Raw genomic sequence first — 14,335 nt, 5'->3', positions numbered from 1 at the left:
GCAATTCCCGGTCTCACGCGCCTATATCGGCACCAGTTCCAGTAAAGGTGCGTGATGACCCAATATCTCGAATTCGAAAAACCCCTCGCCGAAATCGAAGGCAAGGCCGAAGAGCTGCGCGCGATGGCCCGCGAAAACGAGGAAATGGACATCGAAAAAGAGGCCGCCGCATTGGATCGCAAGGCGGCCGACCTGCTGAAACAACTGTATTCCGGGCTGACTCCGTGGCGCAAATGTCTGGTTGCCCGCCACCCCGAACGCCCCCATTGCAAGGACTACATCGAGGCGCTGTTCGACGAATTCACGCCGCTGGCCGGTGACCGGAACTTTGCCGACGATCATGCCGTCATGGGCGGCCTCGCGCGTCTGGACGGTCGCCCCGTCATGGTGATCGGCCATGAAAAGGGCAACGACACCAAATCCCGCATCGCGCGTAATTTCGGCATGGCCCGCCCCGAAGGGTATCGCAAGGCGATCCGTCTGATGCGCATGGCCGACCGGTTCGGCCTGCCCGTCATCACGCTGGTCGACACCCCCGGTGCCTACCCCGGCAAGGGGGCCGAGGAACGTGGCCAATCCGAGGCGATTGCCCGTTCGACCGAAGCCTGTCTGGACCTGAAGGTGCCGATCATTTCCGTGGTCATCGGTGAAGGCGGGTCCGGCGGCGCTGTGGCATTTGCCACCGCCGACCGCGTGGCGATGCTGGAACATTCGATCTATTCCGTCATCAGCCCCGAAGGCTGCGCATCCATTCTGTGGAAGGACGCAGGCAAAACCCAAGAGGCCGCCGCCGCCCTGCGCCTGACGGCACAGAACCTCAAGGAGTTGGGCGTCTGCGACCGGATCATTCCGGAACCTGCAGGCGGGGCCCACCGCGACGCTGCCGCCGCAATCAAGTCCGTGGGTGCAGCGATCAGCGAGCTGCTGACATCCTTTGACGGCATGAAACCCGCCAAGATCATGGCAGGTCGCCGCAAGAAATACCTCGATCTGGGGAAAAAGGGCCTCGCGGCCTAAACCTCACGCTGCAGGGTGACATAGCTGTCACCGCCCTGCACGTGGCGCAGACACGCCCACAGGGCTGCATGATCGTCATCTACCTCGCAGGTGGCCTGCGTCCAGCCGCTGGCCACGGCGCGGCGCAGGACGGCCCCCAGAACGGCAGGCACATGGCCTGGGCCGGCACGTATTGCGTCCAGCCAGCCCAATTCCATATCAGCGCGCAGACTGCCGAACGCCACTAAGGCGCCCTGCGCATCCGTGACGAACAGCGCATCGGTCAGGTCATCCCCACCGAATATCAGCGCCCGCCCCTCTGGTCCCGGATCGCGTGGCGGATTGCTGCGATGGGTGCGCGCGTAATGATCCCAATGGGCCGCGAACCAGCCGGTCCAATCGGCTGGATCGCCCGGCGATACCCATTGCGCCGTCCAATCCGCGGGCAAGTCAGGCAAGGTCAGCGGCAGCGTGCCCAGTTCGATTGCGACCAGTCGCGTGCGCCGCACGCTGCGAAACCCGCAGGCGAAAAATGCGGTCAGGTCCATGTCAGCGGGGGCCACGACGCGCAAGCGATGGATGAAATCCGGCAGATTCAGACCCGCAATCGCCAGTGTCAACGCGGCGGGGTCACAGGCGGCATCCAGGCTGTCGTCGTCCAGCGTCAACGCGTTGGGATGCAGCGCCGATTTGAACCAGCGGATCGCTGCTACCACATCTTGGCCTCGGCCGCTGCGGCATAGCCCGCATCATAGGCGGCACCATCGAAATCCGGCTCGACCTCTTGCAGCAAGTCCCCCGCCTTGGGCAGGGCTGCGCCGTGATCCTCACCCGACCACAATGCAGACCGCATGATCGCCTTGGCGCATTGGAAATATACCTCGGTCACGGTGATGACGACGACGCTGCGGGGGTGTTTGCCGCGCTGTTCGAATTGCTGCGTCACATCCGAATCGACCGTCACGATGGCATGGCCGTTCACGCGCACGACATTGTTGCTGCCGGGCACCATGAACATCAGGCTGACGCGCGGGTCACGCACGATGTTGCGCAGCGTGTCGATGCGGTTGTTACCCATCCAGTCCGGCAACAACAGCCTGCGATCATCCGCGATGCGCACCACTGGCCCGACATCGCCGCGAGGCGATCCGTCCGTGCCTTCTGGCCCGACGGTGGACACCACGACGAACCGGGCCGCGTTGATCCACGTCCGGTAGGCCGGGGTCAGACGGTCGCGCACCTTGGTCAGGGACCGAGGCACAGCAGGGCCGTAGATCGCGGCCAGTTCGTCGACGGATGATACGGGGGTCATACGGGGGCTCCGGGTTCGACGGGCGGAATGGTCTTGCGCTGCGGCACGTCCAGTCCAGCCTCGCGCGCCAGCGCATCGGACCGCTCCTCGATCGCGTTTTCCAGCGCGACCATGAATTCCCGCAAGGGCAGGCCCGCCGGAATCGGATCGAGGAACTCGAACACCGCCACACCCGGCTTGCGATAAATCCCGCGTTTCGGCCAGAACACGCCAACATTGGTGGCCACCGGCACGCAGGGCTGTTGCAATTGCCCATAGAGGGCTGCCGTGCCTTTTTTGTAGGGTGCCACAACGCCCGCCGCGACCCGGGTGCCCTGCGGATAGATGCACAGTTGCCCCGGTTTCTGGTCGCCGGCCTTGACCCGCGCCAGCATGTCCTTGATCGCCTGACCCTTTTTGCCCCGATCAACGGGGATGCAGCCCGCACGATAGGCATACAGGCCCAGGATCGGTGCCCAAAGCAGCAATCGCTTCATGATGAAACGCGGGCGCGGCATGGTCTGGTAGATCGCCATCACGTCCATGAAACTCTGGTGTTTGGCCGCGACCATGCAACCATAGGTCGGCGCCGTGCCCCGAAATTCGAACCGCAGGCCAATCATCCAACCGGCCAGCCACATCACTGTCCGGGAGTAGGACATGCAGGCGGTGCGCCCGCCCATTGGCGACACCAGCACATAGGGCAGAAAGACGATGCCGTAGATTGCCATCAGAATGTACATCGTGACGGTGAACAGCAGCGACCGCAGCCATTGGATTGCGTAACTCATGCTTGGGTCCTCAGGGTGCGCAACGCCGCGGCACGGGTTGCCAGAAACGCGACGACCGCCGCAAGGGGCGGGATGAAGAGGGGCAGGAACCAGCCAGCGCCGGAAAATCCGAGACCTGTCAGAAATCCACCGTCGTCACCGTTTGGCAGGGCGGCAACCGCCAGCAGTCCCAGGATCGTGCCGACCAGCGCTCCCAACCCGGCCCGCAGCGTAAAACGGCGGACGAACGCGCGCGCGATATAGGCGTCGCGCGCACCCACCAGCCGCATCACGCGAATGACCTGCGCATTGGCCGACAGCGCCGATTGCGCCGCCAGCGTGATCATCGCAGCCACCGCACCGCCGATCAGCAACAAGGCGATCCATCCCAGTGTGCGCAGCCTGTTGGCCGCATCGACAAGCGGCGCGCGCCAGCGCGTATGATCGTCCAGCACGGCGGCCGGGACCTCGGCCTGTAGCCGCGCGCGCAGTCCGGTCGCGTCATAGCCATCGGCATCCGCCGTCACTTCAATCAGCCGGGGGATGGGCAGCGTTTCCAGCGGCAGATCGGGGCCGAACCAGGGTTCCAGCAAAACGGCCTGTTCCTCGGGGGTCAGTGCACGGGCCGATGCCACGCCGGGGGTTGTTTCCAACACCTGCAAGGCCGCCCGCACCTGCGCCTCGCCCTCGCCTGCGGGGGCCGATATGCGCAAGGTCGCCGTACGCGCCAGCTCTGCCGACCAGCGGTCCGCCAGCCGCCCCGTCGCCACCGACAGCGCCAGCGCAAAGACCGCAAGAAACGCCATCGCCGCTGCGGTGAAAACCGTCAGCCGCGCCGTGAAACCGGTGGGAGGAACGGCGCGGTCAGCCTCGCGGTCACCCTGCAGCAGACCCAGGATTTGCGTGACCCGCGGATTCACAGCGTCACCCCGGTTTCCAGTTGTCCGCCCCGGATGCGCAGCACATTGGCCACCACCTGCGATTTGGCAAAACGGATCAGGTTCAGGTCATGGGTCGCGATCAGCACCGTCTTGCCCATCCGGTTCAGCTCGATCAGCAAGGTCAACAGGCGTTGCGACATGTCCCAGTCGACGTTGCCCGTCGGTTCATCCGCCACGATCACATCCGGCGAGGTGATGACCGCACGGGCCAGCGCCGCGCGCTGGCGTTCGCCGCCCGACAACTGCGGGGGCGTCTGGGCTGCCTGCCGGGACAGGCCGACCCAGCCCAGCAGATCGCCCAGGTTGTCCTGCGCCTCCTTGCTGCGGCCGGATACCTGCAACGGCAGCGCCACGTTTTCAGACAACGGCAGATGGTCCAGAAACTGGCAATCCTGATGCACGACCCCGATGCGGCGGCGCACCAGCGCCACATCATCGCGTGTCAGCCCTGCGGCATCCTTGCCGAACAGCGTCACACGCCCGGATGTCGCCAGCAGATCGCCGTAGCACAGTTTCAGCAGCGTGGTCTTGCCCGCGCCCGACGGTCCCGTCAGGAACTGGAACGATCCCGGTGCCAGCTGCAATGACAGCCCCGCGAACAGGGAATCCCCGCCATAGCTGTAGGCCACATTCTCCAGCTCGATCACGCGGATTTCTCCTCCAGCAGCGTTGCAAGTGTTTTGCCCAAATTTGCAACAGGTTACAATGCAAAGCCTCTGACCCGTGCCGGACGTCTTGGCTTTATCTGTGGGGACGTTAACTATCCCGTGAAACTTCTGTGTCGTAACTTCGGCAAGCCGACGAAGGACTTGGTATGGCGACGATCCGACTGATCTGCCCGAATTGTGGCGCGACCTACGAGGTCGACGCCGACGTGATCCCCGCAGGCGGGCGCGATGTGCAGTGTTCGAACTGCGCGCATACCTGGTTCGAATCGGCCGATGCCCCCTCTGATGCCGCCGAAAGCATGGGTGCGGTCGAACCCCCGCGCGCGCCAGAACCGCGCGAGGCGGACCCTGATCCGATGGATGATCCATTCGCAGCGGACGACGACGGCAATGCGCCCGATGATGACGCCGACATGCAGGACGACCCCGCTGACGCTGTAACCGACGACAACAGCGTCGTGGTCGATGATGCACCGGCCGTCCCGCCACAAGCGCAGGATGTGCCCGCAGCCGCAGCCGCGCCCGCCCAGCGTCGCCCGCTGGAGGCGTCGATTGCGGAAATCCTGCGCGAAGAGGCCGCCCACGAAGAAGCCGCGCGCAAGGCCGAAGCCGGCGATCCCTTTGCCGGGCAGGCCGATATGGCGCTGCGTGATCCCGAGCCGCAGCCCGCCGCGGTCAAACCGCGCCGCCCCCTCCCGCCCGAGGACGAAGGCCGCGAACGTCTGGCCCGGCTCAAGGGTGAAACGCCAAGCCCGGTATCCAAGTCTGCCATTCGCCGCGAACAATTCCCCGACATCGAGGAAATCAATTCGACCCTGCGGTCAGACGCCGAACGCGACCCGCTGGGCCCCATCCCGACCGAACAGGCTGAAAATGATCGCAAGAGCGGGCGTGCCGGTTTCCTGACCGTCATCGGTCTGATCCTGATTGCCGTTGCCATCTACACGCTGGCCGACACGATCGCGGCAATGGTGCCCGCGCTGGGCGATCCACTGGCCGCATATGTGGCCGCCGTCGACGCGGGCCGCCTGTGGCTGGACAATCAGGTTCAGGCCCTCGTCCGCGCGATGGGTGGCGACATCTGATCACACCGGCCCACCGGCCGAAGACCCCCGGTCCGCCGGATCAGAACCGGTCGAGAAGCCGGTTCAGATAATCGCGTTCGACCTGAGGTCTGTTCTGTTCGCCTGACCGGCGGCGCAATTCGTCCAGCAATTCCTCGGCGCGGCGGTAGGTGTCTTCGCCCTGCAACATGTTTTCGTCACTGCCGAACTGACCCGAATTGCCCAGCTGACGGCCAAGCGGATCACGGCGCGAAGGTTGCACCTGACCATTCGTCTCTCCTTGCGCCTGACCTTGACCGGGTTCTTGCTGTTCGTTCTGCGCCAGCGCCTCGCCCAGCGCCTGCATGCCGCCGCGCAGTGCGTCCAGCGCCTCGGCCTGCTGGTCGATGGCCCGGCCCAGATCGCCGTCGCGCAGGGCCTGTTCGGCCCCGTCCATCGCACCTTCGGCACGGTCCAGCTGCTGTGCGGCACGGTCGCCCGCATCGCCGGGCAGGCCCGGCAACTGACCACGCTGGCGGTTCAATTCGTCGCGCAGCGCCTGCTGCCGTTGTGCAAGGCTCTCGCTGCCCTGACCACCCTGGCCTTGGTCGTTCTGCGCCTGACCCTGGCCTTGCTGGTTGCCGGGTTCGTTGCCCTGTCCCTGTTGCTGACCCTGCCCCTGTTGCTGACCTTGGCCCTGTTGCTGACCTTGGCCTTGTTGCTGGCCTTCTTGCCCTTGCTGGCCTTGCTGACCCTGCTCTTGCAAATCACGGAACGCGTCGTCGGACAGCTCTTGCTGTTCGCGCAAGGTATCCGCCAGATCCTGCATCGACTGCTGACCGGGCGTGCGCGGACCATCGCCCTGCCCCTCGCCTTGGGTAATGCGCATGTTTTCCAGCATCTGGTTCAGCTGTTCCATCAGCGCCTGCGCCTCGGCCATCCGGCCTTCCTGCATCAGCTCTTCGATACGATCCATCATCGCCTGTAGCTGATCCTGGCTCATTTCCTGTGAATTCTGCGCCATATCAGGCTGATCCGTGCCGCTTTCGCCCGGTTCCATCTGGTCGGCCAGCATCTGCATGTAGTCGCGCGTGGCCTCGCGTAATTCGTTCATCAGTTCGGCGATTTCCTCGTCAGAGGCACCGTTGCGCATCGCCTCTTCTAGTCGTTCCTGCGCGCGGCGCAGACGCTCGCGAGCGTCGGCCAGCGTGCCTTCTTCCAGCTGGATCGCAAGTTCCCACAGCGCCGTGGTCAGTTCCAGCTCCTGATCCTCGGTCAGACCCTCGGTGTTGTAACTCTCCAGATTGCGGACGATCTGGCGCAGACGCAGGTAGGTGGTCTGATTGGTGAACAGATCCTCGGGCGTATAGCTGATCGCACGCAGCACCTGCGCGATGCGCCGCCCGTTGTCATGGCTCCACATCAGGTCGCGGCGCTGTTCGATTACGGCCCGCGCCACCGGCTGGAAAAACCGCCGCCCCGGCAGCGTCATCGGCACCGTTTCGCTACTGCCGTCCTGTCCTGCGGCATCCGTCACCGTCAGCGTCATGGTGACCGGCAGATTGGCCAGCGGATGTTCCGACAGGTTTTCGATCAGCACCTCTTCAAAATCAGCGCGATCGCCGCTGAATGGCATCGGCAGGTCAATGACCAGCGGATCAATCGGATCAGGGTCCACCGCCAGCCCGTAACGGCGGTCCACTGCGTCCAAATCCAGCGCGATGGTCACGAACCCGGTCTCGACACCGTAGTCGTCCATCGCGGCAAAGGGTTGCTGCAACTCGCCCATCGCGTCGGAATCGATTTCGCCATTGAACGATACGCTAGGGGCCGCATCCGCCTGTGCGGTCACATCCCAGGCCGCGCCTCGTTCACCGCTGATCGCAAGCCGGCCCGATTGCGTCACGACAAAGCGTTGTTCGGGATCAGAGGCGGGCGCGATATCAGTCGTGCGCCCGGACACGGTTTCATCCACCGTCAATGCGCCGACCTCGCCGTAGAGGCGCAGGGTGATTTCGGACCCCGCCGGAACACGCAACGGGCCCGGCGGAATATCATTCAGATACAATGTCGGACGCCCGGTATAGGCGGGGGGCGTGACCCAGCCTTCCCAGACGGGACCGGTGGCAAGGGTCTGTGTGCCGCCTTGCGCGATTTCGGACACCGACCCGACCCGCAGGACCGACCCGAACATCAGGGCGCAGACGAAAAACAGCAGCGCGGTGAATCGCAGACCATAGGGGTCGCGGTCGCTGACCCGCAGGTCCGGTTGTACGGCACGGGCATTTTCCGATGCGCGGCGCATCCGCGCGACATGGGCCTGCCAGACGGCTTCTGATGCGGCATCGCCGGTGCCGATGGCCTGTGTGTCACGCACTGCGGCAATGGGTCGCCCCGGCAGGCTGGCATCCAGACGGGCCACGGCGTCGGATTCGGACGGCCATGTGAACCGGCGAACACCCCAGACAAGGGCGCTGCAAATCCCCAGCACGGCCAGCACCGACAGCCCCCAGAATGCCTCCAGCGTCAGGCGGTCCTGCCATCCGAACATCAGGGGCGCGAGGATGACGAAACACATGCTCCACAAGGGCCAAAAGGCCCGCGTCGCCCGTTCGGCGAGCAACCCCAGACGCGTCAGCAAGACGGGTCGTTTCAGATGCGGCAGGTCGTTGTGCGTGCGGCTCAGCTGCCCTCTCCTCGGACGGGGTGACGGGCTGCTGTCGCTACAGCCACGCAGGGATGGTATCGCGCGCAATCATTTCGTCAAAGGTGGGACGTGCGCGAATAACCGCAAATTGATCGCGCTGAACCAGAACCTCGGGGATCATGGGGCGCGAATTGTATTCGCTGCTCATGACTGCACCGTAGGCACCGGCAGACCGGAACGCGACCAGATCACCTGGACCAACCTGCGCCATCTGACGTCCCTTGGCAAAGGTGTCGCCGCTTTCGCAGATCGGACCAACCACGTCATAGGTAGCGCGATCAGCCGCCACCGCAGGTTCGATCACCGGGACAATGTCGTGGTGCGCGTCGTACATCGCAGGGCGGATCAGATCGTTCATCGCCGCGTCGATGATCAGGAACTGACGATCGGCCCCCTCTTTGACATAGATGACCTCGCTGACCAGCAGGCCTGCGTTCCCGGAAATGAGGCGGCCTGGCTCGATCTCGATCTCGCAGCCCAGATGGCCGACGCTGTCCTTGATCAGCTGACCATAGTCACTCGGCAGCGGCGGGTTCGCGTTGCCTGTGGAATAGGGGATGCCCAGACCGCCACCCAGATCCAGCCTGCGGATGTCATGACCGTCCGCGCGCAGCACCCCGGTCAGTTCGGCGACCTTGGCATAGGCGGCGCGGAACGGTTCCAGATCCGTCAGTTGGCTGCCGATATGGACGTCGATGCCGATCACCTCGATCCCCGGCAAAGATGCCGCAAGCGCATAGACCTCGCGCGCACGCGCAATCGGAATACCGAACTTGTTTTCGGATTTGCCGGTCGCGATCTTGGCATGGGTCTTGGCGTCCACATCCGGATTCACCCGGATCGTGATCGGTGCAACCACGCCCAGTGCCGTGGCGACCTCGCTCAGCGTTTCCATCTCGGGTTCGCTCTCGACGTTAAACTGGCGGATGCCGCCTTCCAGCGCGGTGCGCATCTCGGTGCGTGTCTTGCCCACGCCCGAAAACACGATGCGGTCGCCGGGAATACCCGCCGCACGGGCGCGCCGATATTCGCCTTCGGACACGACATCCATGCCGGCCCCGGCCTCGCCCAGCAGATGGATCACCGCCTGATTTGACAGCGATTTCATGGCAAAGCAGACGAGGTGGTCCATGTCCGCCAGCGCATCATCGAACAACTGGAAATGCCGCAGCAACGTGGCGCTGGAATAGACGTAGAACGGCGTGCCGACAGCCGCCGCGATATCGCGCAGCGGCACATCCTCGGCAAAGAGTTCGCCATTCTTGTAATTGAAATGATCCACCACAGACTCCCGCGCCAAAAGACGCGGCCCTCATACCACGGCGGACGGGCTGCGCAATGGGACGGCGGGCGGGGCGCCTTTGCGCCGCAGGCGCAAACAGCGCCGGACGGCGTCAGCGGATCGGTTTGGCGCGCAAGAACAGATAGAGCGGCAAACCGCAGCTGACACCAATGCAGAACGTGGCCGGGATCGCCAGCAGCGCCACCCAGTTGCGCCGCACAGCGACCTCGGCCAGCACCCAGATCGTCAGCGTCACGGCCGCAATCGTCAGATCCCAGGTCAGGCCCGTCGTGGCATCGTTCACATACCAGGCGTCGATCATCGCTCCCAGCGACCAGCCCTCGGCCCGGAACCAGGACACGAACCAATACATCGGATGCACGGCCCCCCACACGGCGAGTGCGGCCCAGACCCAGCGCAGCGGTGACATGTCCTTCATGATGCAGACCCTCTTAGTGTGACAAGGTGGCGGGAATCCCCGCTGCACCCAGACGTAGACCGCCCGGCCCCAAGGTCACGCGCCCCACGCCATCCGCCAATACCACCGGCGGTGCTGCAACCACAGGCCCGTCGCCTGAGGTCTGCGCCGCCTGCGGCGCGACCGGGTCGCCTTGCACACCGCAGCCCATCAGGGCCAGCGCGGCAATCAGCCCAAATGCTTTTGCCATTGCGCAATCGCCTCTCTGACACGCACGGGTGAGGTGCCCCCAAAACTTGTACGCGACGCGACAGAGTTTTCGACCCCCAGCACGTCGAACACATCCTGACGTATACCGTCGTGCACGGATTGCATCTGCGCAAGCGTCAGGTCAGGCAGATCGCAGCCCGCGTCCTCTGCCATGGCGACCAGCGATCCGGTGACGTGGTGCGCCTCGCGGAACGGCAGGCCCAACTCGCGCACCAACCAGTCGGCCAGGTCCGTCGCCGTGCTGAATCCTGTCGCTGCAGCCGCGCGCAGGGATTCGCGATTGGCCGTCATGTCAGCGACCATCCCCGCCATCGCCGCGAGTGCCAGCATCAGGTTATCGGCGGCGTCGAATACCTGCTCCTTGTCCTCTTGCATGTCCTTGGAATACGTCAGCGGCAGGCCCTTCATCACCGTCATCAGCGCGACATTCGCCCCGAAAATCCGACCGATCTTGGCCCGGATCAGCTCTGCGGCATCGGGGTTACGCTTTTGCGGCATGATGCTGGACCCGGTGGACCACTTGTCCGACATCTTGACGAAGCGGAACTGCGCAGACGACCAGATCACCAATTCCTCTGCCAGACGGCTGAGGTGCATCGCGCAGATGCTGGCCGCCGACAGGAATTCCAGCGCGAAATCGCGGTCCGACACGGCATCCAGACTGTTCGCCATCGGCCCGTCAAACCCAAGCGCCGCGGCGGTCATCTCACGATCGATCGGGAAGGACGTGCCTGCCAGTGCGGCCGCACCCAGCGGCGACAGGTTCATCCGCTTGCGCGCATCCGCAAACCGGGAACGGTCACGGCCCAGCATTTCCACATAGGCCAGCATATGGTGGCCCCAGGTCACGGGCTGTGCGACCTGCAGGTGGGTAAACCCCGGCATGACCCAATCGGCCCCGGCCTCGGCCTGACCCAACAACGCCTTTTGCACGGCGGCCAGCGCCGCATCTGCGGCGTCGCATTGGTCACGCACCCACAGGCGGAAATCGACAGCCACCTGATCGTTGCGCGACCGTGCCGTGTGCAGACGGCCCGCCGCCTCGCCCACGATCTCTTTCAGCCGCGCCTCCACATTCATGTGGATATCCTCAAGGGCTGCGGAAAACGGAAACGTCCCGCCCTCGATTTCTGACAAGACCGTCAGCAGCCCTTTGCGAATTTCCTCCGCATCGCTATCTGTGATGATGCCGGTCGCGGCCAGCATCGCCGCATGCGCGCGGCTGCCCGCGATATCCTGTTGCGCCAAGCGACGGTCAAAGCCGATAGAGGCATTGATCGCCTCCATGATCGCATCGGGTCCGGCGGCAAAGCGGCCGCCCCACATGGTGTTCGCGTGATCGGTCATAACAAAAAGGAGCCGCCCTTTGGCTTTGAAAACATCAACGCTGATCTATACGGGCGCTGCCTGCCTTGCAATCGCAGTGCTGACCGTCGGCTCCGGCGTTCTGACACCCGCCCCCACACCCTCGCCGGTGAATACCATCGCACTTCAGGACCTCGCAGACGGCGACATGCGCAAGCTGACGTGGTCCGGCCCCGTCCCGCTGCCCGATGTCACCTTCGTGTCCGAGGACGGCACACAGGCCAGCCTGACGGATTATGCAGGCAAACCGGTCGTGTTGAATTTCTGGGCCACATGGTGCGCGCCCTGCCGGGTGGAAATGCCGCATTTGTCCGCCCTGCAGACGGCGCTGGGTGAAGAGGCCGCGGTTCTGACAGTCGCGACCGGGCGCAACGACCCCGCAGGCATCGACCGGTTTTTCACTGAAATCGGCGTGACCAATCTGCCAAAGGCGACGGACGCCAATCAATCCATGGCACGCGCCTTTGGCGTGCTGGGCCTCCCGGCCACGATCATCGTGGACGCGCAGGGGCAGGAAATCGCCCGCCTGCTGGGCGAGGCCGACTGGTCCAGCGACAGCGCGCAAAACATCATCCGCGCCCTCGCTGACGACTGAGCACCGCGCGCCCGCATCATCTTGCCGGAAATACTCCCGCCGGAGGCTCCCGCACTGATCAGCCTGTGCTGCGTTTATTCGTCGCGCGGTTGCAGCGCCATGCCGGTGGTGCGCACGATCTCGTCCACATCGTCACCCCGCGCCGCCATGCGTGATTTCAACTGGCCGAAACTCGCCCCGCCCTCGGCAAAGATCTGATCCTGCAACGCGCGCAATGCGCGGGTCTTTTCCACATATTCCGTTGCCATCGGGTTGCCCGCGACCTGCTGGAATACCGGGGCCATCGCGATCAACAGCGCGCGGTCGTCGTCGACATAGCCGCTGGTCATGCGATCAGCGGTTTCAGGCGCTGTTCCCATCGCAACCAGCGCCGACCGCCCGGTGCGCACGGCACTGTCGAACGTTTCGCGGATGATGTCACGGCATCCGGCAGCATATAATTCATAGACATGATGCCGGTCTCGCGCCCGCGCAACGATATGCACATGGGGATAGTTTTCGTGGACATGCGCCACGATCCGGGTGGCACTGTCGCGGTCGTCGATAGCCACCACCAGCATCCTTGCGTCACGGATGCCGGCGGCCTCCAGCATCTCGGGGCGGCTGGCATCACCGAAATAGGCCCGCATCCCGAAGACGCGCAGCATGTCCAGTTGCCGCGCGCTGTAGTCGATCACAACCGGATGGATGCCGCCGCCCTCGAGGATGCGTTTGACCACACCACCGAACCGCCCGTGGCCTGCAATGATGACCTGCGGGGCCTCGTCCACGGTATCCGCCGCGCGCAGGTCCTGATCCGCGCGCGGCAGGATCACCCGTTCGTACAGGATGAACAGCGCGGGCGTCAGCAGCATCGACAGGGTGACTACCAACAAGAGCGTATCCGCGATGTCCTGCGGCAGAATCCGGCCAGCGGTGACGAATGACAGCAGCACGAACCCGAATTCGCCCGCCTGCGCCAATCCCAGCGCAAACAGCCAGCGGTCCGTGCGTTCCAGACGGAACGCCAGCGCCAGCACCCAAAGCACGGCACCTTTCAACAGCAGCAACCCCAGCGTCAGTGCAATCACCACCACCGCCTGATCCGCCAGCAAGGCAAAGTTGATGCCAGCGCCCACGGTCATGAAAAACAACCCCAGCAACAGACCCCGAAACGGGTCGATATCGGCTTCCAGCTCGTGACGCCAATCGCTGCCCGCCAGCACCACACCAGCGATGAAGGTGCCCAGCGCAGGCGACAGCCCGACCAGCGTCATCAGCAGCGCGATCCCCACGACCATCATCAGCGCTGCGGCGACGAATAACTCGCGCAGGTCCGCCTTGGCGATGAACCGGAATACCGGGCCTGTCAGCGTATAGCCCACCACGATCACCGCGATCACCGCCAGCGCGTTGACTAATGCCGTCTGCCAGCCCGACAGCCCCGCGACGAGGCTCAGGTCATGGGTCGCATCGGCTGCCTGCTCTGCCCCGATCCCCGTGGCCAGCAAGGGCAGCAGCGCCAGCATCGGGATCACCGCAATGTCCTGCATCAGCAGCACCGAAAACATCGACTGACCGCCGTCGCTGCGCATCAGACCCTTTTCGTTCAGCGTTTGCAGCACGATGGCGGTGGATGACAACGCCAGCACCGCACCGATGGCCAGACCAACCTGCCAGGTTTGTCCCAATGCCATCGCGGCCCCGGTCACGGCCAGCATGGTCAGCACCACCTGCCCGCCGCCCAGCCCCAGCAGACGCGCGCGCATGTCCCACAGCTTGGCCGGGTCAAGTTCGAGCCCGACCAAAAACAGCATCATCACGATCCCGAATTCGGCAAAATGCTGGATCGATTCCACATCCACGGCCATCAACCCAAGCAACGGGCTGATCAGCACCCCGGCAATCAGATAGCCCAGCACGGACCCCAGCCCGAACCGCGTCGCGATCGGAACCGAGGCAACCCCCGCCACAAGAAACACAAAGGCGAGCATCAGCACATCGGTCATC

General features: G+C 64.3%; 14 protein-coding genes. 3 read left to right on the top strand and 11 right to left on the bottom strand.

The genetic code is table 11. The annotated features are described in order from the left end of the window. Positions 1–54: 54 nt before the first annotated feature. Entirely contained in the window at positions 55–1,017 is a 963-nt protein-coding gene (locus tag BMX27_RS11220) for an acetyl-CoA carboxylase carboxyltransferase subunit alpha (RefSeq protein ID WP_090159908.1), read from the top strand. On the opposite strand, the gene BMX27_RS11215 is transcribed toward BMX27_RS11220, so the two are convergent. From BMX27_RS11215 to BMX27_RS11195, 5 genes are read right to left on the bottom strand one after another with little or no spacing between them, the layout of a single operon-like run. After that, positions 1,014–1,712, bottom strand: a complete 699-nt coding sequence (locus tag BMX27_RS11215) for a hypothetical protein (protein WP_090159907.1) — start codon at positions 1,710–1,712, stop codon at positions 1,014–1,016. The genes BMX27_RS11220 and BMX27_RS11215 overlap by 4 nt on opposite strands. Continuing rightward, entirely contained in the window at positions 1,706–2,308 is a 603-nt protein-coding gene (locus BMX27_RS11210) for an MSMEG_1061 family FMN-dependent PPOX-type flavoprotein (RefSeq protein ID WP_090159906.1), read from the bottom strand. The genes BMX27_RS11215 and BMX27_RS11210 overlap by 7 nt, the downstream gene beginning before the upstream one ends. Further along, positions 2,305–3,078 carry a lysophospholipid acyltransferase family protein gene (locus BMX27_RS11205; protein WP_090159905.1) on the bottom strand — a complete coding sequence of 258 codons (774 nt, stop codon included), beginning with the start codon at positions 3,076–3,078 and terminating at the stop codon, positions 2,305–2,307. Before BMX27_RS11205 ends, BMX27_RS11210 begins: the two co-directional genes overlap by 4 nt. Next, positions 3,075–3,977, bottom strand: a complete 903-nt coding sequence (locus BMX27_RS11200; protein WP_090159904.1) for a cell division protein FtsX — start codon at positions 3,975–3,977, stop codon at positions 3,075–3,077. The genes BMX27_RS11205 and BMX27_RS11200 overlap by 4 nt, the downstream gene beginning before the upstream one ends. After that, positions 3,974–4,645: a cell division ATP-binding protein FtsE gene (locus BMX27_RS11195; protein ID WP_090159903.1), complete on the bottom strand. Its 672-nt coding sequence runs from the start codon at positions 4,643–4,645 to the stop codon at positions 3,974–3,976. Before BMX27_RS11195 ends, BMX27_RS11200 begins: the two co-directional genes overlap by 4 nt. A gap of 167 nt (positions 4,646–4,812) precedes the next feature. Between BMX27_RS11195 and BMX27_RS11190 the strand changes: the two genes are divergently transcribed. Next, positions 4,813–5,751 carry a zinc-ribbon domain-containing protein gene (locus BMX27_RS11190; RefSeq protein ID WP_256212480.1) on the top strand — a complete coding sequence of 313 codons (939 nt, stop codon included), beginning with the start codon at positions 4,813–4,815 and terminating at the stop codon, positions 5,749–5,751. Between the two features lie 40 nt (positions 5,752–5,791). Here the strand turns inward: BMX27_RS11190 and BMX27_RS11185 are convergent, their stop codons facing one another. The 5 genes from BMX27_RS11185 to argH form a co-directional block, all read right to left on the bottom strand. After that, positions 5,792–8,374, bottom strand: coding sequence for a TIGR02302 family protein (locus tag BMX27_RS11185; protein ID WP_090160018.1), 2,583 nt, complete (start codon positions 8,372–8,374; stop codon positions 5,792–5,794). A gap of 58 nt (positions 8,375–8,432) precedes the next feature. After that, a complete protein-coding gene (gene lysA / locus BMX27_RS11180) occupies positions 8,433–9,698 on the bottom strand; it encodes a diaminopimelate decarboxylase (protein ID WP_090159902.1) in 1,266 nt (421 codons plus the stop codon). 112 nt (positions 9,699–9,810) lie between these two features. Further along, positions 9,811–10,128 carry a DUF2834 domain-containing protein gene (locus tag BMX27_RS11175; protein WP_056035724.1) on the bottom strand — a complete coding sequence of 106 codons (318 nt, stop codon included), beginning with the start codon at positions 10,126–10,128 and terminating at the stop codon, positions 9,811–9,813. Between the two features lie 22 nt (positions 10,129–10,150). Continuing rightward, entirely contained in the window at positions 10,151–10,366 is a 216-nt protein-coding gene (locus BMX27_RS11170) for a hypothetical protein (protein WP_090159901.1), read from the bottom strand. Next, positions 10,345–11,733: an argininosuccinate lyase gene (argH, locus tag BMX27_RS11165; protein ID WP_090159900.1), complete on the bottom strand. Its 1,389-nt coding sequence runs from the start codon at positions 11,731–11,733 to the stop codon at positions 10,345–10,347. Before argH ends, BMX27_RS11170 begins: the two co-directional genes overlap by 22 nt. 19 nt (positions 11,734–11,752) lie before the next feature. Between argH and BMX27_RS11160 the strand changes: the two genes are divergently transcribed. Beyond that, entirely contained in the window at positions 11,753–12,346 is a 594-nt protein-coding gene (locus BMX27_RS11160; protein ID WP_090159899.1) for a TlpA family protein disulfide reductase, read from the top strand. Positions 12,347–12,420: 74 nt separating this feature from the next. Here BMX27_RS11160 and BMX27_RS11155 read toward each other — a convergent pair whose 3' ends face one another. After that, on the bottom strand, positions 12,421–14,334 hold the full coding sequence (locus BMX27_RS11155; protein WP_090159898.1) for a cation:proton antiporter domain-containing protein: 1,914 nt from the start codon (positions 14,332–14,334) through the stop codon (positions 12,421–12,423). Position 14,335 lies beyond the last annotated feature (1 nt).

The organism is Loktanella sp. DSM 29012, assembly GCF_900110705.1.
Lineage (GTDB): Bacteria > Pseudomonadota > Alphaproteobacteria > Rhodobacterales > Rhodobacteraceae > Loktanella > Loktanella gaetbuli.
Note: the sequence above shows the minus strand (reverse complement) of the source record. Positions and strands in the feature narration are given on the sequence as shown.

What these genes read in the sequence shown, in the direction of transcription:
- BMX27_RS11220 (WP_090159908.1), top strand. Translation starts at nt 55, where the DNA reads ATGACCCAATATCTCGAATTCGAAAAACCCCTCGCCGAAATCGAAGGC.
- BMX27_RS11210 (WP_090159906.1), bottom strand. Translation starts at nt 2,308, where the DNA reads ATGACCCCCGTATCATCCGTCGACGAACTGGCCGCGATCTACGGCCCT.
- BMX27_RS11205 (WP_090159905.1), bottom strand. Translation starts at nt 3,078, where the DNA reads ATGAGTTACGCAATCCAATGGCTGCGGTCGCTGCTGTTCACCGTCACG.
- BMX27_RS11190 (WP_256212480.1), top strand. Translation starts at nt 4,813, where the DNA reads ATGGCGACGATCCGACTGATCTGCCCGAATTGTGGCGCGACCTACGAG.
- BMX27_RS11175 (WP_056035724.1), bottom strand. Translation starts at nt 10,128, where the DNA reads ATGTCACCGCTGCGCTGGGTCTGGGCCGCACTCGCCGTGTGGGGGGCC.
- BMX27_RS11170 (WP_090159901.1), bottom strand. Translation starts at nt 10,366, where the DNA reads ATGGCAAAAGCATTTGGGCTGATTGCCGCGCTGGCCCTGATGGGCTGC.
- argH (WP_090159900.1), bottom strand. Translation starts at nt 11,733, where the DNA reads ATGACCGATCACGCGAACACCATGTGGGGCGGCCGCTTTGCCGCCGGA.
- BMX27_RS11155 (WP_090159898.1), bottom strand. Translation starts at nt 14,334, where the DNA reads ATGACCGATGTGCTGATGCTCGCCTTTGTGTTTCTTGTGGCGGGGGTT.